This is a genomic window from Clostridium cellulovorans 743B, from assembly GCF_000145275.1.
Lineage (GTDB): Bacteria > Bacillota > Clostridia > Clostridiales > Clostridiaceae > Clostridium_K > Clostridium_K cellulovorans.
The window spans coordinates 4,678,026-4,704,486 of the sequence record NC_014393.1 but is presented as its reverse complement, the minus strand read 5'-3'; the positions used below and the strand labels follow the sequence as shown (position 1 = coordinate 4,704,486).

The 26,461-nt window shown below is 30.8% G+C and carries 20 protein-coding genes; 15 read left to right on the top strand and 5 right to left on the bottom strand.

Going from position 1 to position 26,461, the window contains the following annotated elements; genetic code table 11:
• Positions 1-140: 140 nt before the first annotated feature.
• The 3 genes from CLOCEL_RS19545 (at position 141) to mgrA (ending at position 4,800) form a co-directional block, all read left to right on the top strand.
• Entirely contained in the window at positions 141-1,883 is a 1,743-nt protein-coding gene (locus CLOCEL_RS19545) for an ABC transporter ATP-binding protein (protein WP_010073913.1), read from the top strand.
• On the top strand, positions 1,883-3,676 hold the full coding sequence (locus CLOCEL_RS19540) for an ABC transporter ATP-binding protein (protein WP_010073912.1): 1,794 nt from the start codon (positions 1,883-1,885) through the stop codon (positions 3,674-3,676). The genes CLOCEL_RS19545 and CLOCEL_RS19540 overlap by 1 nt, the downstream gene beginning before the upstream one ends.
• A 122-nt stretch (positions 3,677-3,798) precedes the next feature.
• The gene (gene mgrA / locus CLOCEL_RS19535) at positions 3,799-4,800 is read left to right on the top strand and encodes an L-glyceraldehyde 3-phosphate reductase (RefSeq protein ID WP_010073911.1); all 1,002 of its coding nucleotides are present in this window, start codon (positions 3,799-3,801) and stop codon (positions 4,798-4,800) included.
• A gap of 512 nt (positions 4,801-5,312) precedes the next feature.
• Here mgrA and ytvI read toward each other — a convergent pair.
• Positions 5,313-6,428, bottom strand: coding sequence for a sporulation integral membrane protein YtvI (ytvI, locus tag CLOCEL_RS19530; RefSeq protein ID WP_010073910.1), 1,116 nt, complete (start codon positions 6,426-6,428; stop codon positions 5,313-5,315).
• 794 nt (positions 6,429-7,222) lie between these two features.
• Between ytvI and CLOCEL_RS19525 the strand changes: the two genes are divergently transcribed.
• Positions 7,223-10,147, top strand: coding sequence for an Ig-like domain-containing protein (locus tag CLOCEL_RS19525; protein ID WP_010073909.1), 2,925 nt, complete (start codon positions 7,223-7,225; stop codon positions 10,145-10,147).
• A 223-nt stretch (positions 10,148-10,370) separates the two neighbouring features.
• The gene (locus CLOCEL_RS19520) at positions 10,371-11,072 is read left to right on the top strand and encodes a sugar transferase (protein WP_010073908.1); all 702 of its coding nucleotides are present in this window, start codon (positions 10,371-10,373) and stop codon (positions 11,070-11,072) included.
• A 73-nt stretch (positions 11,073-11,145) separates the two neighbouring features.
• Here the strand turns inward: CLOCEL_RS19520 and CLOCEL_RS19515 are convergent, their stop codons facing one another.
• Positions 11,146-12,591, bottom strand: a complete 1,446-nt coding sequence (locus tag CLOCEL_RS19515) for an HD domain-containing protein (protein ID WP_010073907.1) — start codon at positions 12,589-12,591, stop codon at positions 11,146-11,148.
• Positions 12,592-13,282: 691 nt separating this feature from the next.
• On the opposite strand from CLOCEL_RS19515, the gene CLOCEL_RS19510 reads away from it, so the two are divergent.
• A complete protein-coding gene (locus CLOCEL_RS19510) occupies positions 13,283-14,143 on the top strand; it encodes an NmrA family NAD(P)-binding protein (RefSeq protein WP_010073906.1) in 861 nt (286 codons plus the stop codon).
• A gap of 114 nt (positions 14,144-14,257) precedes the next feature.
• Here the strand turns inward: CLOCEL_RS19510 and CLOCEL_RS22105 are convergent, their stop codons facing one another.
• The 3 genes from CLOCEL_RS22105 to CLOCEL_RS19495 form a co-directional block, all read right to left on the bottom strand.
• A complete protein-coding gene (locus CLOCEL_RS22105; RefSeq protein ID WP_013291951.1) occupies positions 14,258-15,031 on the bottom strand; it encodes a YdcF family protein in 774 nt (257 codons plus the stop codon).
• 255 nt (positions 15,032-15,286) lie between these two features.
• On the bottom strand, positions 15,287-15,640 hold the full coding sequence (locus CLOCEL_RS19500) for a DUF4234 domain-containing protein (RefSeq protein WP_010073904.1): 354 nt from the start codon (positions 15,638-15,640) through the stop codon (positions 15,287-15,289).
• A gap of 125 nt (positions 15,641-15,765) precedes the next feature.
• Positions 15,766-16,119 carry a DUF4234 domain-containing protein gene (locus CLOCEL_RS19495; protein WP_010073903.1) on the bottom strand — a complete coding sequence of 118 codons (354 nt, stop codon included), beginning with the start codon at positions 16,117-16,119 and terminating at the stop codon, positions 15,766-15,768.
• A 238-nt stretch (positions 16,120-16,357) separates the two neighbouring features.
• On the opposite strand from CLOCEL_RS19495, the gene ppnP reads away from it, so the two are divergent.
• From ppnP to CLOCEL_RS19450, 9 genes are all read left to right on the top strand, one after another.
• Complete coding sequence (gene ppnP, locus CLOCEL_RS19490) at positions 16,358-16,675, top strand: pyrimidine/purine nucleoside phosphorylase (RefSeq protein WP_010073902.1); 318 nt, start codon at positions 16,358-16,360, stop codon at positions 16,673-16,675.
• A gap of 156 nt (positions 16,676-16,831) precedes the next feature.
• Positions 16,832-17,719, top strand: coding sequence for an SDR family oxidoreductase (locus CLOCEL_RS19485; protein WP_010073901.1), 888 nt, complete (start codon positions 16,832-16,834; stop codon positions 17,717-17,719).
• Positions 17,720-17,996: 277 nt separating this feature from the next.
• Positions 17,997-19,874 (top strand): asparagine synthase (glutamine-hydrolyzing), encoded by a 1,878-nt coding sequence (gene asnB, locus CLOCEL_RS19480; RefSeq protein WP_010073900.1) that lies wholly within the window; start codon positions 17,997-17,999, stop codon positions 19,872-19,874.
• 291 nt (positions 19,875-20,165) lie between these two features.
• Positions 20,166-20,726 carry a CD225/dispanin family protein gene (locus CLOCEL_RS19475; RefSeq protein ID WP_010073899.1) on the top strand — a complete coding sequence of 187 codons (561 nt, stop codon included), beginning with the start codon at positions 20,166-20,168 and terminating at the stop codon, positions 20,724-20,726.
• 79 nt (positions 20,727-20,805) lie between these two features.
• A complete protein-coding gene (locus CLOCEL_RS19470; RefSeq protein WP_010073898.1) occupies positions 20,806-21,162 on the top strand; it encodes a DUF2752 domain-containing protein in 357 nt (118 codons plus the stop codon).
• 127 nt (positions 21,163-21,289) lie between these two features.
• Positions 21,290-21,721 (top strand): CD225/dispanin family protein, encoded by a 432-nt coding sequence (locus tag CLOCEL_RS19465; protein ID WP_010073897.1) that lies wholly within the window; start codon positions 21,290-21,292, stop codon positions 21,719-21,721.
• Positions 21,722-21,947: 226 nt separating this feature from the next.
• The gene (locus CLOCEL_RS19460; RefSeq protein WP_010073896.1) at positions 21,948-22,739 is read left to right on the top strand and encodes a thymidylate synthase; all 792 of its coding nucleotides are present in this window, start codon (positions 21,948-21,950) and stop codon (positions 22,737-22,739) included.
• Positions 22,739-23,230: a dihydrofolate reductase gene (locus CLOCEL_RS19455; RefSeq protein ID WP_010073895.1), complete on the top strand. Its 492-nt coding sequence runs from the start codon at positions 22,739-22,741 to the stop codon at positions 23,228-23,230. The genes CLOCEL_RS19460 and CLOCEL_RS19455 overlap by 1 nt, the downstream gene beginning before the upstream one ends.
• Before the next feature lie 376 nt (positions 23,231-23,606).
• Complete coding sequence (locus tag CLOCEL_RS19450) at positions 23,607-26,393, top strand: calcium-translocating P-type ATPase, PMCA-type (RefSeq protein ID WP_010073894.1); 2,787 nt, start codon at positions 23,607-23,609, stop codon at positions 26,391-26,393.
• Positions 26,394-26,461: the final 68 nt, after the last annotated feature.

Below are 26,461 nucleotides of genomic sequence, written 5' to 3'. Positions count from 1 at the left end.
AAAGTCATATATATAAGAATATACATCATTATATTAAAAAAGTACATTTATAATTAATGGAGATTGCGTGATAATAAACATGGATTCATTATTAAATTAATGAAAAATTGTAGCACCGATACATGGAAAGGAGATAGGGGATGGAGAGTTTTAGATGGATATGGAGTTATGTTAATAAGTATAAGTTTAAATTTTGTTTTGCATTAATTATGGTTTTAGTAGCAGCAGCCATGACTATGGTAAATCCTTATTTTTCAGGAAAAATCGTTGATGAAGTTATAGGAGAAGGAAAAACTAATATGCTTGTTCCTATTATAGGTATTATGATTGGAGTAATGCTTATTAAGTCAATTATAAGATATACCTTTCAGATGTTATTTGAGTATGTTTCGCAAGATGCCATATATAAACTTAGAGATGATTTATATATAAAACTTCAAAGTTTAGACTTCGAATATTTTAAACAACATAGAACTGGTGATATAATGGCAAGAATGACTGGTGATATGGATGCACTTAGACATTTTGTTGCGTGGGTAATCTATAATATTTTTGAGAATGCGATGATATTTATTTTTGCTGTGGTGATGATGGGAATTATTAATATAAAACTTACAGTAGCATTAATTATAGTTACGCCTGTAATCGGGATTATAGCTTATAATATGACATCCAAGGTAAGACCTATGTTTTATCACATAAGGGAAAGTTTTTCAAGATTAAATTCTTTTGTAGAGGAAAATATAAGTGGAAATAGAGTTGTAAAGGCTTTTGCTAAGGAAGGGTATGAAATAGAAAAGTTTGATAAACATAACCAAGATTATATGGATAAGAACATAGAATCAGCAAAGTTATGGGAAAAATATCTTCCAGTACTAGATTTTTTTGCAGGTTCATTATCAATTATAATGATGCTTGTCGGTGGAATAATGGTTATAAATAAGTCAATGACTATTGGAGAGTTGGTTGTATTTAATGGATATTTATGGGCGTTAAATAACCCTATGCGTATGGTTGGTCCACTAATTAATGATTATCAAAGATTCGTAGCATCTTCTTATAAGATTAGAGAGATGCTTTCAGAAGAGCCAAATATAAAGAGTGAAGATGAAAAAGATGAGATACAAGAGATAAAAGGTCAAGTTGATTTTAAAGATGTTTGCTTTGAATATGAAGATGGTCCTGTATTAAAAAATATCAATTTTACTGCGAAACCAGGACAAACTGTTGCTATTTTAGGGCCAACAGGAGCAGGAAAATCTACATTAGTAAATTTAATATGTAGATTCTATGATGCAACGTCAGGAAATATACTTATAGATAAAAAAGATATTAAAAAGTGGAACTTAAAAAGTCTAAGAGATAATATAGCTATGTCAATGCAAGATGTTTTCTTATTTTCTGATACCATTGAAGGAAACATAGCTTTTGGAGATCCATATGTATCATTTGAAACTATTGAAAAAGTATCAGCGATGGCTGGAGCTCATGGATTCATATCACAAATGCCAGAAGGATATGACACGATAGTAGGTGAAAGAGGGGTTGGGCTTTCTGGTGGTCAAAAGCAAAGAATATCACTAGCTAGGGCACTTCTTAAGAATCCTTCTATATTAATTCTAGATGATACTACTTCTGCTGTAGATATGGAAACAGAATATGAAATTCAGAAGCAATTAGATAAAGTTAATAAAGAGAAGACTACTTTTATAATAGCGCATAGAATATCCTCAGTTAAAAATGCAGATATAATTTTAGTATTAGATAACGGAAAGATTGTTGAGAGAGGAAATCACGATGAGTTATTGAGACAAAAGGGATATTACCATAGTGTTTATGTAAATCAATTTGGTGATTTCGACAAGGTTAAGGAGGTGGGATAATGGCAAGAAACAAATTTGACGTAGATGAAGAATTAGAAAGTGAATTTAATCTAAAACACTTAAAAAGATTATTTACTTATATAAGACCCTATAGAAAAACGATGTTTTTTACTGTGCTATTGATGGTGTTATCAAATATGGCTACATTACTTGGGCCATATTTAGTGAAGATTGCTATGGATGATAAAATTCCAGCAGGAGATGTTAAGGGACTAATAAAGCTTGCAGTTATATTTTTGTTATCTTTATTAGTGATAGCTTTATGTATGAAATATAGAATAAGGACTATGAATAGAGTTGGACAAAGTATACTTGTAACTTTGAGGAGAGACTTATTTACTCACCTGCAGAAGTTGCCATTTACCTTTTATGATAGTAGACCTCATGGAAAAATATTAGTTAGAGTTGTTAACTATGTTAACTCCTTAAGTGATATATTATCTAATGGATTAGTGAATTTAGTTACAGACATAGTAAGTTTGTTTATTGCTTTAGGTTTTATGTTGATTATTAATCCAAAACTTACAATGGTTTGCATGATTGGAGTACCTATATTACTTATAATAGTCATTTTACTGAAAAATGCTCAGAGAAAGGCATTCCAGTTATTGAGTAGCAAACAATCAAATATGAATGCGTATATCCATGAAAGTATTGCAGGTATCAGAATCACTCAATCCTTTGCGAGAGAAGAAGAAAACTTAAAAATCTTTAGAGATGTTTGTAATCAATATAGAACATCTTGGTTAAATGCAGTTAAGATACAATTTCTTCTTTGGCCAACAGTAGAAAATGTTTCAACTATTACGGCTTCAATGGTATATGGCTATGGTATTTTTGTTTTAGGAGTAGGTGTTAACCAAGGGGTTACAGTAGGTGTTCTAATTGCTTTTATAGCATATCTTTGGAGGTTCTGGAATCCTATAATAACTATATGTAACTTCTACAATGCATTGATAAATGCAGTAGCATATCTTGAAAGAATCTTTGAAACCATGGATATAGAGCCAGAAATTGTAGATGCTAAGGATGCTTATGAATTACCAATTGTAAAAGGTAAAGTTGATTTTAATGATGTATTGTTTAGATATGAAGATGATAAGGAAATACTTAAGGGTATTAATTTTTCAGTAAATCCAGGAGACAGTATTGCATTAGTTGGTCCAACTGGAGCAGGAAAAACTACTATTATAAGTTTGCTAAGCCGTTTTTATGATGTTTCAGCTGGTGAAATATTAATAGATGGCCATGACATAAGTAAGGTTACATTGAATTCTTTAAGAACTCAAATGGGGGTAATGCTTCAAGATACATTTATTTTTGCTGGAACTATAATGGACAATATTAGATATGGAAAATTAGATGCTACAGATGAAGAAGTAATTGAAGCAGCAAAAGCTGTTAGGGCTCATGATTTCATAATAGAGCTAAAGGATGGTTATAATACAGAAGTAAATGAGCGAGGAAGTAGGCTTTCAGCAGGGCAAAGACAACTGATTTCTTTCGCCAGAGCATTGCTTGCTGATCCAAGAATTTTAATTCTTGATGAAGCAACTTCTAGTATAGATACAAAAACAGAATTAGCACTTCAAGAAGGACTACAAAGGTTGCTTAAGGGAAGAACTTCATTTATTATTGCACATAGATTATCAACAATTAAAAATTCAACAAAGATAATGTATGTTAATGATGGGGTAATAGCAGAAGCAGGAAATCATGACGAGTTAATGGAACAACAAGGTTATTATTATCATTTATACAATTCACAATTTGCTGTGTTAAAAGCAGTGTAATGTGGATAACTTTCAGAGTTATTCCCAATATGTGTTGATAACTTGTTGATAATACTGTGGAATTTGTGAATAACTCTGTTATTATTAAGGTTAAATTACAAAAAAATCAAGGAGGAGATCACATGACTTATATTCCAAATGAGAAGAGATATGACACAATGATATATAATAGATGTGGAAGAAGCGGATTAAAGCTTCCGGCTATATCTTTAGGGCTTTGGCATAATTTTGGTGGTAAAGATGTATTCGAGAATAGTAGAGAATTAATAAGAACAGCTTTCGATTTAGGGATAACACATTTTGATTTAGCAAATAATTATGGACCTCCATATGGAAGTGCAGAAGAAACCTTTGCTAAAATACTAAAGAAAGATTTTCAAGGTTATAGGGATGAACTTGTTATATCTACTAAGGCTGGGTATGATATGTGGCCAGGACCATATGGTGATTTCGGATCAAGAAAATATTTGATTTCTAGCTTAGACCAAAGTCTAAAAAGAATGGAATTAGATTATGTTGATATCTTTTATCATCATAGACCTGACCCTGAAACTCCAATTGAAGAAACTATGCTTGCTCTTGACCATATTGTTAGACAGGGAAAAGCTTTATATGTAGGATTATCAAATTACAATGCAGATCAAACAAAAGAAGCAGTAAAGATTCTAAAGGAATTGAAGACCCCAATAATTATTCATCAACCATCATATTCTATAGTAGATAGATGGATTGAAGGCGGGTTACAAGACGTGTTAAAAGAAGAAGAGGTTGGAACTATAGCATTTCTTCCATTAGCTCAAGGAACCTTGACGGATAAATATCTAAATGGTATTCCTAAGGATTCAAGAGCATTTAATGCGAACTCTAGGTTTTTGCATGAGAAAGATATAACAGAGAATAGAATAAATCTTGCAAAAGAGCTTAATGAGGTAGCAAAAGAGAGAAATCAATCTCTTGCTCAGATGTCATTGGCATGGGTGTTGAGAAAAGGAATTGTTACTTCTGCATTAATTGGTGCAAGTAAAGTAACTCAGATAGAAGAAAACGTAAAAGCACTTGATAACTTAGATTTTACTGAAAATGAATTAAGAAGAATAGATGAAATAACAAATAAATATAGGTAAATTTTTGATTTCTATATAGTATGCATTAGAAATACTTATTGTAATTTTAAAAATAAACTCAGAACTTGCAGAAAAATCGGTGAAAGGGTTGTCAAAACGATTCCAGATAATATATAATAAGGTTGTAAATGCTTGTAAGAAATATGATGGAATCGATACATTCGCAATGTCAATTTCTTGAAGCAGGAATCAGTATAGTCCCCTCTATACTTGATAGTAATTGCCGACTTAAATGTCGGCTTTTTATTTATATATGAGTTTTAAGTTTTCAATTTACTAAGTTCACATGGATGAACAAGTTATAAAGGCAGCAGCAAGTTTTTATTGCAATATATATTTTTGTAGAATTTTGCGAAATATAGTGCTGCTAATAACTATAACTAGGTTAAAATTATTCCCCATAGGATAAACATAGAAATTTAATTTTATGTTATCTTATGGGGAGATTTTTATTTGAAGATATGTATAACATATAAGGCAAAACTGATATTTCGTCAATTAAGTGATTTTATTTAGGTTTGAGTTTTTGTTTTATTATCAGTAGATTCACATTTCAAGAAAATCTCTTTGAAAGTTAACCCTCTATATATTGTAGATAGAACCGCTTTTGTGATAAGGAGAATTATAGGGCCTAAGAAGATGCCTGCGCCGCCTAAGAGACTAAATCCTGTATACATACTTATCAATGTAGCTAGCGGATGTAGACCTATTTGAGCACCGATAATTTTAGGTTCTATAAGTTGTCTAATTATGAGTATTACAATATAAAGTATAAAAAGTCTAATTCCAAGAGTTGTAGCCCCTGTTATGACGCTATAAATAGCCCAAGGTATCAAAAAAAGTCCTGATCCTATCAATGGTAGTATATCGAATACACTTATTATTAATGCAAGAGCAGAGGCATATTTTACGCCTATTATGTTAAAGCCTATAAGCAATTCGATAAAAGTTATAGTAAGTATAATTAAATATCCCTTTAATAGCCTACTTAATGAGCTAAATACACCATCTTTTGATTTGTTAAGACTTGATAACCAAGTTTTAGGTAAATGCTTGTTAATAAGATTAATAATATCATGTTTGCTACTAGAAATAAAATAAGTTCCAATCACCATAACGATAAGGAATATAAACATATTAGGTAACGCTGATGCAGTACTAAAAATACCTTTTGCTAAGGGGTTAGCAAAACTAGATAGTGATGAATATAGTGTGTCGGTAATATTACTAAAGTCATATGAAATTTTCTTTGGCAGCCACTTGTCAAAGAAGCTATCAGAATTTATAGCCATTATATTCTCATATGCATTTTTGATGAGGTCTGGAAGGACATCTGATAATGAAATTAGTTCTCTTACAAGTTTAGAGATAATTAGAGCCAAAAGTCCACCAAATACTGATAATACCATAAGGACTCCGATTGCAGATGATATGGCTCTTTTTAGTTTTAAGGTATCGCCTAAGAACTTAACAAAAGGCTCAATCATTAATGAAAGTATTAATGCTACCACAAAGGGAGCTAAATAATACATAGACTTAAACAATATAAATAAGCCTAAGAATAATAAGATGAGTACTATTAAAAACTTCTTTAGTTTAGTAAAATCTATTGTATATTTTTCGTCCATTTCAATTAACCCTCCCAATCTCGAAATTTATAGAAAAACATAAATTTAAAGGTTATATCTTTATTAAAGATCTACATTGATTTCATAAACAGTATATGTATTAAATGTATAAATATAGGTCAAATCTATATAATATAAAAGCAAACTCCCCCCAGTTGAAACTGGTGAGTAAGCTTCACTGCCTAAATCGAAAATTTAGAGTGTCATTTTAATTATACATCAAGTTTTAACTTATATATAAATATATTAACAAATATTTATATTTGTAATCATAAAATGAAGAATAAGGTCAAAAAGTTTTATTTTTATAATATTGTACATAGCTTTTTAGTTTAAATATTTTATTATATCTATAAGTTAGTTTATCATTTTTGAGTCGTATGTAAAAGTTATAAAAGAGATAAATTCTATACGAAGTGAAAGAAAGTTTAGAAAAATAATTTGTAAAGTATAAACATGTTGGATTTTACTACGATGAAAATAAAGAATAGTAAAATAATTATTTGTAGGTAAATGGAGTATACAGAAATATTATATTAATGATTTAATTAGGAAACACAATTGTATAGAGATAATAAATTTGAGGGAGAAAAAGGTTGTAAAAAAACCAAGGTTGATATTTATTTTACTGATATATTCATTCTTATTAAGTTCTATAGAAAATCTTCTTTAAATGAGTAGATGATATGTTATTTCTTTATATAGAAGAGTTTTTCTCAATAATTTACTAGGTTTTGGTAGAAGAATCGGGAATTGTAGTGTAAAATAAGATGATAGTATAAGGAGGGAGAAGGATGATAAGAAAGAGCAAGGCTATGATAATAGCCGTCATATGTGCGATAGGGACTGCTACATTTGTTAGTTATGATGCTAATAATATAGCTGTTGCAGAGGTAAGTTCAGTAAAGGCTATGGTTGCACAACTTAGTCCAATAGTTTTTATAGATCAACCTACTGATGGAATACAAATGGGTAAAAAGGATTTTACTGTATCAGGTTGGAGCTTAAGTAGTTCAGGGGTAAAAGATGTTAAGGTATATATTAATAACGTACTAGTTGGGAATGCTATAATTAATGGTGCAAGACCTGATGTTGCTAAGGTATATCCAGGATATCCAGGGTCAGATAAATCTGGATATTCTTTTGTTGTCTCTAAAGACAAGCTTGTTAAAGGAATAAACGAAGTCAAGGTGATTTCAACTGGAAATGATGGCGTTGCAACTACAAGAAAGATTTCGATGAATGTTCCAAGTTTATCAAATTTAGTATGTGTAGATACACCAATTAATAATAGTACGGTTTCAAATGATAAAATAACTATCGCTGGATGGGCATTAGCACAGGAAGGAGTAGAAGCTGTTAACGTTTTTGTTAATGGTGACTTCGTAGGTAAGGCTGCTTATGGGATGTCTAGAGCAGATGTAGCTAAAGCTTTTCCTTTATATGATGATAGTAATAATTCAGGATATAGTATAGAAATACCTAAAAGTAAGTTTTTAGGAAGTACAGGTGTAATTGATGTGGAAGTTGTTTCTAAAGATAAAAAGACATCTAGAACACAAGTTAAACTAAATGTTAAGGATAACTTTAGAATTACAACTATTGATATACCAGCGATTAACTCAATAATTCAAAATCAAAATGTATTTGTTGGAGGATGGGCTATTAATCCATCTGGACTACAAAAAGTTACTATATCATTAAATGGGAAAATTCTTGGCGATGCTACAATGGTAGCTAGGCCAGATGTAGCTAAGGTTTATCCTAATTATAAGGGTGTAAGTAATAGTGGATTTAATTATTCAATTAATAAAAGCTTACTTCTTGAAGGAAACAATGTAATAACTGTAGAAGCTATTGGTGTTGATGGAACTAAGGTTTCCAAGAATACCAATATAACTTACAAAGCACCTGTAGCATTAACATGCATTGATTTACCATATGAAAATTCAAAAATCAATAATACAGACTTTGTGGTAAGTGGATGGGCACTAAATCCAGACGGTGTTAAAGAGGTTAAAGTATATGTTGATGGGAAATATATTAAAAGTGCTACGTTAGGTTTATCAAGACCAGACGTTGAAAAAGTTAATCCAGGTTATATTAATGGAGCAAATTCAGGGTATAAGTTAGTTATTGATAGGAATATTATAAGTCCAGGTGCTCACACAGTAACTGTTGAAGCTATCGGCAATACAGGTATTTTAGGAAAAGCCACTAGAAATATTACAATGAATAAGCCAAGCTCCTATATTGTGGCAGATAATTTTAGTGGTGGAATAAACTATAATAGAAGTTTTAATATAGTAGGATGGGCGTTGAGTCCAAGTGGAGTAAAAGCTGTTAATGTTTATGTAGATGGTAATTTATTTAATACAACAAAACCATCAATTTCAAGACCAGACGTAGATGCAGCGTTCCCAGGATATGTAGGGGGAACTACTTCAGGATATAGTTTATATTTTGATATAAATAAAGTAGCAAGAGGAATTAGACAAATTACGCTAGAAGCTATAGGAAATGATGGGACAATAACAAAACGTGAGTATAAACTAACAGTTAACAAGCCTGATGGACAAACCTTTATAGATACACCTATTAATAATCAATTAGTATCATCATCAAGTATTACAGTAAGTGGATGGGCATTAAATGCCACAGGTATTTCATCAGTTCAAATATATCTGGATAATCAGTTAAAGGCAAATGCAACTGTCGGATTATCAAGGCCAGATGTAGGGGCAGCTTTTGCTAGCAAAAATTACACGGACGCTAATATAAGTGGATATTCTGCAACTCTTGATACTACTGGTGTTTTAGTTGGAGATCATATCATTAAGGTTGTTGCTATTGGTAAGGATGGGACAAGCTGTGCGGTAGAGAGAACTATCGCATCTAAAGGAAAAGTAGTTTTTACAAACTACGCTAATACATTAGATTATTATGTAAACCTTCAAGTAGCAAAGAAGCCACCTATATGGCTATCAAGCGGGTCAAGACCAGCTACAAGAACTGAGATATATAATGAAATGAATCCTAACACATCAATAAATGATCCTAATGCTGTATTTATGTTTATGAAACTTAATTTTACAGAAGGAATAAATGCAGATAATTTGAATAAAACATTAACTACAGCTGGAGTACTTCAAGGAAAAGGACAAGCTTTTTTAAATGGTGGTAGAGCATTTAATGTAAATCCTATTTATTTAGTATCTCATGCATTATTAGAAACTGGGTATGGAAAGTCTCAACTATCTATTGGAACTACTATAACAGAGATAGCAGATTTAAATAGCCCTGTTTATGAAACTTTTTTAGAAAATGGTGTAAAAAAGGAATATCTTGTTGGTTATAAAATGATTAAATTGCCTGCACCAGTGACTGTATATAATATGTATGGGATTGGCGCTTTTGATGATATGCCTCATTTCCCTAATAGACCATTGATTACTGGAACAACGGCAGCATATAAAAATGGATGGACTACTGTGGATGCTGCAATAACAGGGGGAGCTAAGTGGATTGGAGATGGATATATTAATGATCCAACTTTTAACCAAAACACACTATACAAAATGAGATGGGATTTTGCAAAAAATTGGCATCAATATGCTACAGATGTATTGTGGGCTAGAAAGCAGACGTATAATATTGCTAAATTGGTAAATCAAATGGATAATCCGGTTTTAGAGTTTGATATTCCGAGATTTAAGTAATATATTTTCTAACATTTTCATATATAGAAATATATAGAGAGAAGATGCAAAAATAAATCATTGCATCTTTTCTTACATACGGTTAGACTATTTTATAAGAAATTAAGTTAAACAAATCATAATACAAAGTTTAGCTATTGATTAATATTAATCATAATATTTGATTAATCATTAATTAAAGTGTTATAATTATTTTGATAGCCAAAGTGTAGGGGGATAGCCAATGGAGAAATATATTGCTGAATTTGAGGATGACGATAATCTAATTGTAGTTGATGCAAATGAATTACAACAGAGAAAAAGTATTGATGTGCAGATGCCTAGATATTATTTTGCTATTAAGAAATTTATGGACATAGCTGTTTCTCTAGTAGCTACTATATTGCTTTTACCACTTATAATAGCAATTTCAATAGCTATAAAAATAGAATCAAGAGGTCCTGTATTTTTTTCTCAAGAGAGAGTTGGGAAAAACGGGAAAGTGTTCAAAATGTATAAATTTAGATCAATGGTAGTAAATGCTGAAAAATTATTAGACAAGCTTGCTGATAAAAATGAAATGTCTGGACCTATGTTTAAAATGAAGGAAGATCCTAGAGTAACAAAGGTTGGTAAATTTATCAGAAAGACAAGCCTTGACGAGTTACCGCAATTATTTAATATTTTGAAAGGTGAGATGTCATTAGTTGGACCAAGACCTAATTTACCAAGGGAAGTTGCAAAATTTAATTATAGACAAAGAGATAAGTTATTAGTAAGACCTGGATTAACTTGCTACTGGCAGGTTATGGGAAGAAGTAGTATAGGTTTTGAAGAGTGGATAGAGCTTGATTTAAAATATATAAGAGAAAGAAGTTTATTGCTGGATCTGAAACTTATATTAAAAACATTTTTGGTTTTGTTTGGAGATAAAAACGCATATTAAGAAGAAAATAACAAGGATGTCCAGTAGTTAGTTTTTTATAACTACAAGATGGACATCCTTTATTACATATAAGCTATAAAATATATTCTCTAAGGTTTACGATTTTGTTATTGCTAAGATCTTTAACAAGAGAATAAGGAGAATCTACAAGTAAATAAGGATCTACATCATCTTCTATTATTGCAAGACCGTTTTGTAGTCTTTCACTTAAGTAATGTTCAATTGGTAATTTAAATTTTTCTTTTTCGTAAGAAGCTTTAAATTTTTCAATTGGAACATTAGGAGTAATAGATATTTCATTGACTATAGCAACTTTGTTTTCATGACAATAATCCTTGTTAGATATACGTTTATAAAGATCTGTCTGTTTAAGTTTATTTTGTAGCTCTAAGCTATCAAAACCAGATAATGATATAGGTGTACTTGCTAACTTTAGGCTACTGAAGGTTTTTAAGTTACTAATCATTTTGCTTATAGCGTAAGGGAGTTTTGGGTTTTTTGTATCTATATGATATAGAAAATTGATAAAGTATTGATCCGTGAAACCTAAAAATTTTGAATTTTTCTCGTGGTTTTGCATATTATTTAAGAATGTCTCTTTGTTGGGAAAGCCTACTATGTCATTACTATAGATTATATAGTTCATAACAGTTTGCGCCATTATAGCAATTACGTTTACTTTTTTATTATAAATAATCTCTCGATATGAGAAATGTCTATTAATTAAAAATTGATCTGCAGCACCTATGCCCTTCTCTTTAACACCTACTATGTCTATACCGTAGACTGAATGCTTTTTCATTCTAAGGTTTTTAATCAAAGTTCCTAGTTCAAAGCGTCCATAATTAGCACCTGAGAAGGTCGCATCTCTCAAAAGATAGTCTATTTTATCTGCATCAAATTCCGAATGTAATAATTGGATCATTGGCGAAAGTTGCGGTTTCTTTTCGGTCGCGCTGTAATCTCCAGAGACTATTGTATATAAATCATCCATATCGATATAAGAACAATACTTATTTATTATAGAAATTATAGCAGAGCTATTCTTTAAGATACTAATACCTACATTTTCGTGGTGTAGAGGATCGGGACTTAGTATATTAAGAGCATCATTAACTGGATTAGAAGCAGTTAGAGCCTGAATTTTTCCTAGGGATTTAAACTTTAGAGCATCTAATTGATTATCACCTACTAAAGCTTCTTTATAGGCTTTTTCACCTACATGTGATAAAGGATAGTGCCCAATATCGTGTAACATTGCAGATAATCTTACTAGCTGCCTATCTTCATCAGAAAAATTAAGCTTTTTTGCCATCTCATCGATTATATACATAACCCCAAGGGAGTGTATATATCTAGTATGCTCAGAACCAGGGAAAATCCAGTGGGCAAGTCCCAGTTGTTTAACATATTGAAGTCTTTTGAAAATAGGAAGTTTTTCGATTTCAGCTTCAGCTTTTGTAAGTCCAATGTAACCATGAACATTATCCAATATATAGTTAGTAAAAATTAAAGACATTTGCTCACATCCAATCTGTTGCATATTGTATATGCATATAATATAACCTAATTATAGAAATTAAATCTAGTAAATATTGTAATTTTATTTTTTACTTTAGAAGATTTATAGTATTGAAACTAAGAGGTTTATTTTATGTATTTAGTAATATATAAGTAATTTTGAAATAGACAACAGCTAATCTTATTATACTTAAAATGTAAAAAATGCACAATAAATTCAAGCTGCTAGTTTTAAATATAGCTATGAAAAAAGTAGAAGAGTTAATAGGTAATATGGTATAATACCCCTGTAAGGTCGAATGCTGACGGTAAAGGGGAAAAAGTTTACAACTTATAGCCATTATTAATTATTCTCGTTTAGCTATATTTAATAATAACGGATAAGTTTACTGTGAAGATATTACATATAGAAGTTGTATCTAAAATTCATGTAAGTATATGAGGATAAATGTGAAGCTGTGAAGGTGTTATTAAAACGTTTATTCTTTAAAGAATGAGAATTATTCTTATACTTTTAATAAGAAGTATGTATAACTTTAAATTGTTTAAGAGTTATTTAATAATTGGCAAATATAATTAGTAAAAAACCTAAGAAAAAATTGGACTAGCTGTGTTTATTTTATGGTATGTTACAGCGCATTCATTTTCCAAGTAATAAAACTAATAACATACAAGTGGAGGAATAGAAAATGTATGATACAATTTTAGTTACTGGAGCAACTAGTAATATAGGTTCTGAGGTCTTAAGGCTACTTTCAATGGATGAAGTAGAAGTAAGAGGTGCTACAGATGATTTAAGAGAAGCGAGAAAAGTCTTGCCAAAAGGAATTGAATTAGTACGTTTTGACTTCAAGGAAAAGGACACTTATGAGAAAGCTCTTGAAGGAGTAAAAAAAGTTCTTATTATAGCACCACCAGAAGATATAGATGTAAAAGAACATGTATTTCCTTTTATAGATAAAGCAAAGCAAATGGGAGTTTTGCAAATTATATTCATATCTATATTAGGTATAGACAAGAATCCTTTAGCTCAACATAGAAGAATAGAGAAATACCTTAAGGAAATAGAAGTGCCATATACAATCATAAGACCAAGCTATTTTATGCAAAAGCTTAATACAATGTACAGACATGAAATAAAGGTTCAAGGCAAAATAATGATACCAGCTGGAAAAGCAAAGATTAATTTCATCGACGTAAGAGATGTAGCTGCTTTCACAGCTAGGGTGATTTGTGAAGAGAATGAACATTTCAATATGATATATAAAGTAACAGGAAAAGAAGCTATAACATATCACGAAGCTGCAGAGATATTTTCAAATACAGCAGGAAAAAATGTTGAATATGTAAACCCTAAGATAAAAGAGTTTAAACAGTTGATGGTTAAAAAAGGTCTTGAAGGAGAAAAACTAAAACGAATAACTAGATTATGTATAACTTCAAGATTAGGAATAGGAAGAAAAGTAACTAACGATTTTAAGAAGGTTATGGGAACAGATCCAAAGTCTTTCGAACATTATATAAATGATTATAAGAATATGTGGAAGTAAAAATAGATATTTCGATTAAAATCGATTTCAGACAGTTATAAGCTAATTCCACAGAAAATTAATGATTAAAAATTATTTTAGACAAAGAGTATATAAAATTAGTTATAAAAAGCTTCATCTATCAAAGATGAAGCTTTTTATAACTCCAGGGAACTCTCTTACATGAAAGTTCAGTGAAGAATATGGATGACAAGAACCAGGGTAGCCATGTACCTCAAAGCCTTGCGCTTTTGCTATCATATTAGCCCTAAATTGATGAAAGTTATTTGTGATAACTGTAACTTTTATAGGGGTTTTACTACATTTATTGCTAATTAATTCTTTTGAGAACATAAAATTTTCATAAGTACTAGTAGATTTATCTTCCATCGTTATAAGGTTTGGATCTATACCTTTTTCTATTAAATAGTCCTTCATAGCTCTTGCTTCACTAAGAAGTTCATCAGGTCCTTGTCCACCTGATACTATAATAGGGATTTCTGGATGAATAGAATGGAATTCTAGAGCCGCATCAAGTCTTAATTGTAAAGAGGTAGAAATTCTATCGCCTATAAGACCAGCACCTAAAACAACAACATAATCAGTAGGTGTGTTATCTTTCTCACTTCCAGTTTTATAAATGAAAGCTTCTGTAACAAGGAAGAAAGAGAAGCCAATAATCAGAAAGCTTGTGAATATGATGAGAAACTTTTTTGGAATATAGCTTAATAATTTTGTATCAAACTTTAAATAAAAGAATCCCATGACAATTAGGACAATACCTAGAATTAACCAAAAGCGTGAAAATGACATATTGGGTGTATATGATATTAAGCCTATGTAATAAGAAATACTTAGCCCTCCAAATATGAAGAAAATAATTAAAACTATAAGTTTTTTTAAATCCAAATAAATTCCTCCTTAGAAACAAAATCATAGCTTTTTCATATAAATTTAATTCAGCAATAAATGGTTTATTATAACTAATTCTATCATAAATTGATTTATGAAGAATAATTATAAATTAAAGTTTATAAACATAAAGAAATATGTTATATATAGGTTTTGTAATTATTGATTTTTATCTTTGAAAATACTTTTACAGAGTGAACATATAATCAAAAAACACTGGGGAAGCGTAGTTAGCGCTTCCCCAGTGTTTTTTTAGAATTGAGAGTTACTTGATCCTAAGTCATTAACTTTAGATTGCATTATAGCTAGTGATATTATGGAAAGACCAAATATACTTAAAAGTAAATATAAGATAGAGTCATCTGATGGGGAAGTAGAAGTTTTTGCTTGAACACCATATAACTTCTTTCCCATTTTATAATTCCAATAGATACCATAAATGCCACAAGTAATTAATGTGAATAAGACTTCAAGACCACCCGAAGATTCTTTACTTAAATATCGAGAAGACTCGTTACTTAAAGCTGCCATCCAATACAATCCGTAAATACCAAAAGTTATAATTGTGAGGATAATTGCGACTGCTATGTTTCTTTCTTTGAACATAAATTCCTCCTAATAAATTACAATCGATATATTATATTTTTTAGAATAATAATATATTCATAAAATTTTAAATTTCTAAGCTTATTAAAAAACTGGTGAAGCGAATTTAATGCTTCACCAGTTTCTTAAAATTGAGGATTTCTTGATGCTACGGCATTTAATTTAGATTGCATTATTGCTAGTGATACTATTGGGAATTGAAATAAGTTCAATAGTAGGTATAACATAGAATCGTCAGATGGTGTGTTAGAAGTCCTTGCTTGAACATCATATAACTTTTGTCCCATCTTATAGCCCCAATAAATCCCATAAATATTACAAGTAAGCAAGGTGAATAAAACTTCTAATCCACCTGAAGGTTCTTCACCTAAATAGATAGAAGATTCATTGCTTAGAGCTGCTATCCAATAAAAGTAGTAAATTCCGCAGGTTACAATTGAAAGGATAATTGAGACTGCTATATTTCTTTCTTTGATCATATAGACCTCCTAGTAAAAGTATAGGTAACATAAATTATACATCATAAGTTTGAGATATTCATCAACTTATTTATAAGTTAATCAAGTAGGGTATTTTAAAAGGTATTCTATTAAGCAATAAATATGATAAACTTAAGCATAAATATAAGAAAAAGTGAATTAATATTACATAAATAGATAGAAAAAATGTGATGTAGAATATATAATATACCTATAAATATACAAGGAGGGCTATAAAATGAGTGAATTCAATAATGTTACAGTGATTAAAAAGGCAAATGTTTATTTTGATGGTAAGGTAACAAGCAGAACTGTTGTGTTTGAAAATGGGGAAAGAAAAACTTTAGGAATAATGCTTCCAGGTGAATATGAATTTGGAACTGGTGATAAAGAAGTTATGGAAGTTTTAGGAGGCAGCTTAAATGTTATGCTTCCAGGAGAAAATACTTTTACATTATATAAAGAAGGCGATGCTTTTACAGTGCCGGCTAACTCAAAATTCAAGTTAGAAGTTACAGAAGTTGCAGATTACTGCTGTTCATACATAAAAGAGTAATAGCATATTAATAAATATTAGAACATAGAGGTTAATTTTCTATAAGATATTAAATTATAGGAAGTTAACTTCTTTTATTTTATATAAAATGTGAATATTTTCTTATTAATAGAGAATACTAGTGTTATTAAATTTTTCAGCAATGAAGGAGTACGTATGAAAGAAAATATAATCGACATAGTAGATAGTTTTCCAAAGGAATTTCAAGGTGAACAGCAAAATCATCAACCAGGGTTTGAAGGTGAAATGAAAAAGAAACCTGTATATAAGTCACCTATGTATACAGTAAAGACAGGTAAGCTTAAGGATAGAATTGCTGTTATATCTGGAGGAGATAGCGGAATTGGACGCGCTGTGGCAGTTGCTTTTGCAAAAGAAGGCGCAGATATTGCAATTGTATATTTAAATGAAAATGCAGATGCTGAAGAAACAAAAAAAGAAGTCGAAGCAGAAGGTAGAAGATGCATTTTGATTGCAGGAGATATTAAGAATGAAAACTTTGCAAAGGAAGTAGCTGAAAAAACTATTAAGGAATTTGGCAAAATAAATATTCTAGTTAATAATGCTGCTATTCAGTTTGAAGCTCAAGCTTTGGAGGATATAACTAGTGAGCAGTTTGACAATACAATGAAGACAAATATTTATGGTCATTTCTTTATGACTAAAGCAATACTTCCACACCTTACAAAAGGAGATAGCATTATAAACACTACATCAATAGTGGCATATAATGGACATGAAACATTAATAGATTATTCCATGACTAAAGGAGCTATGACTACATTTACTAGATCATTAGCAAAATCTTTAATCAGTAAGAAAATAAGAGTTAATGCAGTGGCTCCAGGACCAATATGGACACCTCTTATAGTTTCCTCTTTTAAAGAGGAAACTATAAGTAAGTTTGGAGCAGATAATGCAATGGGAAGAGCAGGTCAGCCTGTTGAAGTAGCTGGTGCCTATGTTTTTCTTGCTTCAGATGATGCTTCTTATATGACAGGCCAAACTATTCATGTTGATGGTGGTGAATTTGTAGGTTCTTAGATTAATTCCAATTTGCAATAGCTAAGAGCATTGAAATTATTAGCCAAGATATGAATAAATAATTGTCACAATGTATATATTTAAAGGTCGAGGATTTAACAATATTTTAATAGGTGTATAATTTATTAAAAAACCTCAAATAAAGTTGATAAAAATTTTAAATTAATATAGAATATAAAATATAATTAATGAAGTAGAGTGATACAGATTTTTAAACCAATGGCGGTGGATATATGCCTTGGTTTTTTTATGAGTTCATTTTTGAAAGGAGTCTAATATGTGTGGTCTAGTTGCAATGTATAAAGAATCTGCTATAGAAGAAAAAGATATAGAGATGACAAAAGTTATGTGTGAGGTTATGACCCATAGAGGACCAAATGATAAAGGCCTTTATAGTGATGAAAGTGTAATTTTAGGATTTAGGCGTTTAAGTATAATTGATCTTGCTAATGGACATCAACCTTATTCTTTTAATGATGATAAATATCATATTGTATTCAATGGTGAGGTTTACAATTATAGAGAAATTAGAGAAGAACTTAAAGGATTAGGTTATACTTTTACTACAGACACGGAAGTAGAAGTAATGCTTAGTGCTTATAAGGAATTTGGTAAGGAAGCAATCAAGAAATTCAGAGGAATGTTCTCATTTATTATCTGGGATAAAGAAACTGAAACCATGTATGCCGTAAGAGATCCATTTGGCATAAAACCACTGTACTATATGTATGATAATGAATCTTTAATAATCTCATCAGAGGAAAAGGCGTTTTTCTATACTGATAAGGACGTATTTAAAGTTAATGAAGAAGGTTTACAACATTACTTAACTTTTCAATATGTTCCAGAACCGATGAGTATATTAAAGGATATACAGATAATTAGACCAGGGCATATGCTTATAAAGGAAAAAGGACAGGCTCCGAGATTTGAGAGATATTATAAAGTGGAGTTTAAGCCTGAACCTGCTAACGAAACTAAGAAGATAGAAGAAATTAGAGAGGCTCTTGAAGACTCAGTTAACATACACATGAGAAGTGATGTGCCTGTAGGCTCTTTCCTATCAGGTGGAATTGACTCTACAATTATAGTTGCATTAGCAAGAAAATTGAATCCCGCATTAAAAACTTTTACTGTAGGATTTGAGGTTGAAGGTTATAGCGAAATGGATTTAGCCGCTGAAATTGCTAGTGAACTTGGAGTAGAAAACATTAGAAGAGTCGTGTCAGCACAAGAATACATGGACACATTGCCAAAAATATTATGGCACCTTGATGGACCAGTGGCAGACCCATCTGCGATTCCAATATATTTTATATCTGAAGAAGCTAGCAAGCATGTTACAGTTGTATTATCCGGAGAAGGTTCCGATGAAATGTTTGGAGGATATACAATATATAGAGAAAGCGAATCCTTAAAGATGTTTGATAGTATGCCACAAGGATTAAAAAAGGCTCTTTTATCAGCATCACAAATTATGCCTGAAGGTGTAAGAGGTAAGAGTTTCCTTGAGAGAGGTTGCACACCTGTAGAAGACAGGTATTTTGGGAATGCTAATATTTTCAGAGAAGAGGAAAAGAAAATATATCTTCCTAAATATGATCCATCAAAAATATCTACAAAAATTACAAAGGAATTCTATGATGAGTTAAAAGGTGCTGATGGCGTAGTAAAAATGCAATATATTGATATAAATACATGGCTTAGAGGTGATATCTTAGTTAAGTCAGATAGAATGACTATGGCACATTCTCTTGAACTTAGAGTACCATTCTTAGACAAGAGAGTTATGGAAGTTTGTTCAAGACTTGATAGATACGAGAAAATAGGAAATAATACAACTAAGAGCCTTTTAAGAGAAGCTTTTGCATCAGAAATTCCTAGTGCAGTAAAAACTAGAAGAAAGCTTGGATATCCCGTTCCTATAAGAGTATGGCTTAAAAATGAAATGTACCAATGGGCAAAAGATATTTTTGCAAGAAGTGAAGCAAAACATCTTATAAATACAAATGAAGCTATTAAATTGCTTGATGCTCATAGAACAGGAGAAAAAGATTATAGTAGAAAAATTTGGACTCTTCTATGTTTTGCTTTATGGTATGAAGAAGCTAATAAGAGGAACTTGCATATTGAAGAAGCTGCATGTGCAAAATAATAAAGAAATTCTAAGGGGCTGTGTCTTTTACAGCCCCTTAAGTGATATAAGGATAAAATAGAAGATAGATATTCTTACCTTTGTAATTAATAATATTTCTTATACTTTTGTCACAAAATAAGTAGGTAATAGATAATTTGCGATATATAAAGTTTATAAAAAATTGACGTGAAAATTAATTATCATTTATAATCAAATAGAGGATAACTAAATTATATTAATAACGACATGAAAATATAAATGTAAAGGGAGGAAGTTACATAAAGGTAGGTATTATGTAACGGTGGCGAAATGTTTTGTAGGTTATGTGGAAAAGAAGCTGCTGAAGATGCAAGGTATTGTGAAAAATGTGGTGCCAAGCTTCCAGAGCGAGAAGAAAGCCAAATTACATCTGAAAAAAATGTGGAAATGAATAGCTCACAACTTGACTCTATAAAAGAAAATTCAAGTTTAAATGTTTATGACGAAGACACAAAAGAAAATGAAAAAAACGATATGATACCGGAAGAAAAGAGAGATATCGATGAAACTTTAGATAACCAAGGGCATACTGAGAAAAAAGAAAATTATAATGAAGCTAATATGCCTAAAAACTATAATAATGACAGAAAGCCATCAGAGTCTGTGCCAGATTATCTTGTTTGGGCAATTATGTCTATTTTCTGCTGTTGCATACCATTTACTATAATAGCTATTGTCTATTCAGCTAAGGTTAATAATGCCTTAAGCAAAGGGGATATAGAAGAAGCTAAAATTAATTCGGAGAAAGCAAAAAATTGGACATTAGCTGCATTTATATGCGGAATTATTTACATACTAATCGTTCTAATTTTCATTATGCTTAATACATAAAGTGGAACAGTTAAAGAATATTAAAGTACAAAGAACGATAACGATTATAGTTCTAGTAATTATTTGTTGTGGGGCAGTTTTGCTATATAAATTTAATCCTTCAAAGGTTAATATTTTTCCACCATGTCTTTTTAAAAAGATAACAGGATTTTATTGCCCAGGATGCGGAAGTACAAGAGCAATTCATGCTTTGCTTAATCTTAATATTTGGCAAGCTTTTAGATATAACATGCTTATGGTTACTTTATTACCTTATATGGTATATGAAATGACTGCCATTATTTTAAAGATTTTATTTAATAAAGAGATACCTAGAATTCCTATGAATGGAAAAGTTATTTATGCGTTGCTTATAACAATCATTTTATATTGGCTTTTTAGAAATATAAATCTTTATCCATTTAAAATTCTAGCGCCAACTGAAATAATTGTTTAATGGACATAAAGGGATTGAATTAATATTTATAGAAGCGAGTTATTTAGATTGTATTATTGACCATAATAAGTTTAAATGATTATCACTATGAATTATGTAAAATTTGATTGTTTAGGGAGTGAGTTTTTTGTATTGTAAAAATTGTGGTCAACAAAATAATGAAGAAGCTAGATTTTGCAAAGGTTGTGGGAGTAACTTAGGGGATAATGAAGTAGTTAATATACAAAATAATAATCAACAAGGAAGTGGTTTTCAACAAGGTAATGTAAATCCGAGATGGAATAATAACGGAATTGAAGTTAAAAATAATTTGGTGCTTGCAATACTTTCTACAGTGTTTTGTTGCAATCTTGTTGGTATCGTAGCTATAGTTTATTCAGCACAAGTAGATTCCTTGGTTAGAAACGGTAATTATGAGAAGGCTGAAAGGTATTCAAAAAATGCTAAGATTTGGTCTTTTGTTTCTATAGGACTTGGAGTTCTATTTGCTATAATAGTCTTTATATATACGATAGCATTAATTATGATAGATTTAAATGATTATGGATATATGAGATAAAACATTTTGTTTATGTAGTGAGTTAGATATAGATACCCGCAACAAGTTCTAAACTTATTCATTAAGTTTATTAGCATGAAGCGTAATTCTATCAATAAAAACTTTTATGCATAATACAAGCTTTTATTGTGGGTATCTATAATTTACTATATAAACTTCTATAATTTTTTTATATATTAATAATAGGACGGCAATTTGCTGTCTTTTTTTAAAGAGGAGGATTATTATGTCATCAGCAGATAAGCAATACTTGGATATTGTTCAGGATATATTAGATAATGGGTATTATGATCAAAATCGTACAGGAGTTGCAACTTATAAGCTACCACATAAGGTGTTTCAATTTAATCTAGAAAAAGAATTTCCTATACTTACAACAAAATTCGTTGCATTTAAAACTGCTGTAAAAGAACTTTTATGGATTTATAAAGATCAATCAAATGATGTAAGAAAGCTTCAAGAACAAAATGTTAGTATATGGGATGAATGGATGCTTGAGGATGGGACTATAGGAAAAGCATACGGCTATCAAGTGGCAAAGTATAAACAAATAGATAAACTTATAGAAGCTCTAAAGGATAATCCACAAGACAGAAGAATGATGATAAATCTATGGAATATAGATGACCTTAAAGATATGGCATTACAACCTTGTTGCTTTTTGACCTTATGGGATGTTACTGATGGAAGACTTAATTGCATGCTAGTTCAACGTTCAGGAGATATTCCTCTAGGTGTACCTTTTAATATGGCTCAATATGCAGTATTAGTACATTTAATTGCACAGGTTACAGGGCTTAAACCTGGACTATTTACACATGTTATTAATAATGCACATATATATGAAAATCAAGTTGAAGGAATGAAGCTTCAACTTACGAGACGTGAGGAAGCGTATGATGCTCCAAAGATTTGGATTAATCCAGAAATAAAAAATTTCTATGATTTTAAGCCAGAAGATATAAAATTAGAAGGGTATCAGCATCATCCTGTTATAAAGATGGAGGTATCTGTTTAATGTTAAGTATAATTGTAGCTAAAAGTCAAAATCATGTTATCGGTAAGGATAATGAGCTAATTTGGAGAATATCCGAAGATTTAAAAAGATTCAAGAAACTAACAATGGGAAACACTATTATAATGGGAAGAAAAACCTTTGAATCACTCCCAGGCATTCTAGAAGGAAGACATCATATAGTAATCACTAGAAATAAGGATTATAAAGTAGATAATGAAAATGTTACGGTTCTTTATGATATAAATCAGGTAAAAAACTGTATTAAAGAAGATCAGGAAAATTTTATAATAGGTGGAGAGCAAATTTATAAAGAGTTGCTTCCAAGTACTGATAAGATATATCTTACAGAGGTGGATAGAGAGGCTGACGGAGATGCTTATTTCCCTATATTAGACGAGAAAGCTTGGATAGTTAAAAATCAATCGGAAGTTTTTTGCGATGAAAAAAATGATCTACAATTTAAGTATGTAGACTTGGTAAGAGCAAAATGATCATGAAAAAGTTAAATAAATAAGTTTTTAAGAAGTCTAGAGTAACAGTGCTCTAGGCTTCTTAAACATTTATAATATGATTTAGAAGTGTTTCTAAGTATATTAAAAATTTTTTCATGCGTCTTTGTGTTATAAATTTACTTATAAACTTTTTTAAGTATATATGTTTATCTTAGAATGCAATAACTTTAAGGTGAGGAGAAAATTAACTTTACAAAAGGTATTGAATACTATATAATATAAATGTAGTCACAGTTTGTAGGACCGATTGAGTATGATGTTAATAAATAATTTCTAGAGAGGATTCTATAACTGTGGTTAAAGGTGATATTTACATCTATTATCTATGAATTTACATACTTAAAAGGAGAGAGTTATGAAATATTTTAATGAGTCTAAAGAAAATGTTCTTAAAGATTTGTCTGTTAATGAAGAGACTGGTTTAACTACAAATTCTGTAGAAGAGAGAAAATTGAAATATGGCTTAAATGAATTTAGCCGTGCTCAAGAGGGAAGCTTGCTTGATGATATTAAAGAAGCTTTAACAGAGCCAATGATGATTATACTTATGGCTGCTGCACTTATAAGTGCATTAATAGGTGAAGTTGCTGATGCAATAGGAATAGTTTGTGCTGTTGCTTTAGGAATAGCAATTGGTATTGTTACAGAAGGAAAATCTAAAAAAGCAGCTGAAGCTTTATCAAAACTTACAGAAAATGTAGAAGTTAAAGTATTAAGAGATGGCAAGGTAACAAAAACTCAAAAATCAGACCTTGTCCCAGGAGATATAGTCTATATTGAGACTGGTGATTTAGTACCTTCAGATGGAAGATTAATAGATTCTCTAGAACTTAAGTTAAGAGAAGATATGCTTACTGGTGAGTCTGAGGATGTATCAAAGGATGCTGAAATTATAGTAGGTTTTGAAGAAATTGAAAGCAAGGGTCAAAAGGTTATACAAGATCCAATTCCAGCAAAGCAAAAAAATATGGTATTCGGTGGAACCTTAGTTGCTTATGGAAGAGGAACTATGGTAGTTACATCTACTGGTGATTCTACTGAAATGGGCAAGATTGCACAAAATCTTGGAGAAAATGATGTTGAGACGCCACTTCAAGTGAAACTTGGAAATTTAGGTAAAATGATAGCAAAGGCAGCAAGTGCTATTGCGGCATTATTATTTATTTTTATCGTAGCAAAAATGGTATTACAAAATACTTTAAGCGTAGATACTTCAGGAATCGTACCTTTCTTAGATTCTATAAATCCAGCTAAAACAGCACTTGTTGTATGTATTGCTTTAATTGTTGCTGCAGTTCCAGAAGGATTACCAACTATGGTAAACATGACTCTTGCCATAACAATGCAAAAAATGGCTAAGATTAATGCATTAGTTACTAAAAAAGAAGCATGTGAAACAATTGGTTCTATATCAGTAATATGTTCAGATAAAACAGGTACTCTTACTCAAAATAGAATGACTGTAGAAACAGTATATGTTGATGGTAAGTTTACTGAAGGTAGTGGAGCAGAAAGCAAGGGCTTCTTCTTAGATAACTGCATGCTAAACTCTACTGCTGATATAGCTTTTGAAAACAATGAGTACAAATATTTAGGTTCTGCTACAGAATGTGCATTACTTTTAAAACATAAAGATATAGATTACGTAACATATAGAAAAGATAATAAAGTAGTTTCTCAAGTTCCTTTCAGTTCAAAGGAAAAAAGAATGTCAACTATTATTGAAAAAGAAGGACAACAAGTTTTATTGTCAAAGGGAGCTCCAGAAGTTCTTCTTGAACTTTGTAAGTTAATTCAAGTAGGTAATGAAATTGTAGAATTAACAGAAGAAAGAAAGAACGCTATATTAGAAGAAATAAAAGGCCTACAAGTTAAGGCTATGAGAACTCTGGGTTTTGCTTACAAGAAATTATCAAGGGCTTATGAAGAAGCTGCTTTCACATCAGAACTTGAAGGTCACAATTACTTATCAAGTGACGGCCTTATATTTACTGGCTTTGTTGGAATTAGAGATCCGTTAAGAGTCGATGTTAAGGAAGCTGTAGAGGTTGCAAGAAATGCTGGAGTAACTACTAAAATGCTTACAGGAGACAATATAAACACTGCTATAGCTATCGGTACAGATCTTGGTTTATTACAAGGTGGTATGAAAGCTGTAGAAGCTACTTATATAGATACTCTAACGGATGAAGAATTAAAGAACGAAATAATGAACATTGCTATAGTTGCAAGATCAAAGCCAGACACTAAGATGAGAATTGTTAATGCCCTTCAAGAACTTGGTGAAGTAGTAGGTGTTACTGGTGATGGTATAAATGATGCACCTGCTTTAAACAAAGCTGATGTTGGTATAGCAATGGGTATTGCAGGAACTGAAGTATCAAAGAGTGCTGCAGATATCATTCTTACAGATGATAGCTTTAGTACAATAGTAAGAGGAATACAATGGGGAAGAGGAATTTACGAAAACTTCCAAAGATTTATACAGTTCCAGCTTACTGTTAACATTGTTGCTTTTATGATAGCAATAATATCACAACTATTAGGAAAAGAAATGCCATTTACAACAATACAATTATTATGGGTTAACATAATAATGGACGGGCCTCCAGCACTGGCGTTAGGACTTGAGCCAGTAAGACGTGCTGTATTAAACAGAAAGCCAGTTAATAGAAATGCAAGTATAATAACAAAGAAAATGATCACCAGTATTATATTAAATGCTTCTTACATTACGCTTCTACTAATGGTTCAAATGATATTTAATCCACTAGGAGTTGAAATTGTGGAGCATACTGGTACAGGCTTTGTTCCAAATGAAATGGAAACTTCATTATTTGGTATTTTTGCTTTCAGTGCTTTATTTAACGCATTCAACAGCAGAGAATTTGGATTAGATAGTATATTCCCTAACTTTACCAAAAATAAAATGGCTTTAAAGGTTATAGGAATAACTGCAGTTGCACAGATTTTCTTTACTGAGATATTAAAGGACTTCTTTAATGCTGTTTCTTTAAGTCCTATCATTTGGGCTAAGATATTGCTTTTAGCATCAACGGTTGTAATTGTAAATGAATTAGTTAAATTTGTTTTAAGAGCTGTATATAAGGATAATAGTACAAGTGCTACTTTAGCTAAATAATTAGAAGCAAGCTATCTCAAATTTTGAGATGGCTTGTCTTTAGTGATTATATCTGCTGAAAGTTTTTT

What these genes read in the sequence shown, in the direction of transcription:
- CLOCEL_RS19545 (WP_010073913.1), top strand. Translation starts at nt 141, where the DNA reads ATGGAGAGTTTTAGATGGATATGGAGTTATGTTAATAAGTATAAGTTT.
- CLOCEL_RS19540 (WP_010073912.1), top strand. Translation starts at nt 1,883, where the DNA reads ATGGCAAGAAACAAATTTGACGTAGATGAAGAATTAGAAAGTGAATTT.
- mgrA (WP_010073911.1), top strand. Translation starts at nt 3,799, where the DNA reads ATGACTTATATTCCAAATGAGAAGAGATATGACACAATGATATATAAT.
- ytvI (WP_010073910.1), bottom strand. Translation starts at nt 6,428, where the DNA reads ATGGACGAAAAATATACAATAGATTTTACTAAACTAAAGAAGTTTTTA.
- CLOCEL_RS19525 (WP_010073909.1), top strand. Translation starts at nt 7,223, where the DNA reads ATGATAAGAAAGAGCAAGGCTATGATAATAGCCGTCATATGTGCGATA.
- CLOCEL_RS19520 (WP_010073908.1), top strand. Translation starts at nt 10,371, where the DNA reads ATGGAGAAATATATTGCTGAATTTGAGGATGACGATAATCTAATTGTA.
- CLOCEL_RS19515 (WP_010073907.1), bottom strand. Translation starts at nt 12,591, where the DNA reads ATGTCTTTAATTTTTACTAACTATATATTGGATAATGTTCATGGTTAC.
- CLOCEL_RS19510 (WP_010073906.1), top strand. Translation starts at nt 13,283, where the DNA reads ATGTATGATACAATTTTAGTTACTGGAGCAACTAGTAATATAGGTTCT.
- CLOCEL_RS19500 (WP_010073904.1), bottom strand. Translation starts at nt 15,640, where the DNA reads ATGTTCAAAGAAAGAAACATAGCAGTCGCAATTATCCTCACAATTATA.
- CLOCEL_RS19495 (WP_010073903.1), bottom strand. Translation starts at nt 16,119, where the DNA reads ATGATCAAAGAAAGAAATATAGCAGTCTCAATTATCCTTTCAATTGTA.
- ppnP (WP_010073902.1), top strand. Translation starts at nt 16,358, where the DNA reads ATGAGTGAATTCAATAATGTTACAGTGATTAAAAAGGCAAATGTTTAT.
- CLOCEL_RS19485 (WP_010073901.1), top strand. Translation starts at nt 16,832, where the DNA reads ATGAAAGAAAATATAATCGACATAGTAGATAGTTTTCCAAAGGAATTT.
- asnB (WP_010073900.1), top strand. Translation starts at nt 17,997, where the DNA reads ATGTGTGGTCTAGTTGCAATGTATAAAGAATCTGCTATAGAAGAAAAA.
- CLOCEL_RS19475 (WP_010073899.1), top strand. Translation starts at nt 20,166, where the DNA reads ATGTTTTGTAGGTTATGTGGAAAAGAAGCTGCTGAAGATGCAAGGTAT.
- CLOCEL_RS19460 (WP_010073896.1), top strand. Translation starts at nt 21,948, where the DNA reads ATGTCATCAGCAGATAAGCAATACTTGGATATTGTTCAGGATATATTA.
- CLOCEL_RS19455 (WP_010073895.1), top strand. Translation starts at nt 22,739, where the DNA reads ATGTTAAGTATAATTGTAGCTAAAAGTCAAAATCATGTTATCGGTAAG.
- CLOCEL_RS19450 (WP_010073894.1), top strand. Translation starts at nt 23,607, where the DNA reads ATGAAATATTTTAATGAGTCTAAAGAAAATGTTCTTAAAGATTTGTCT.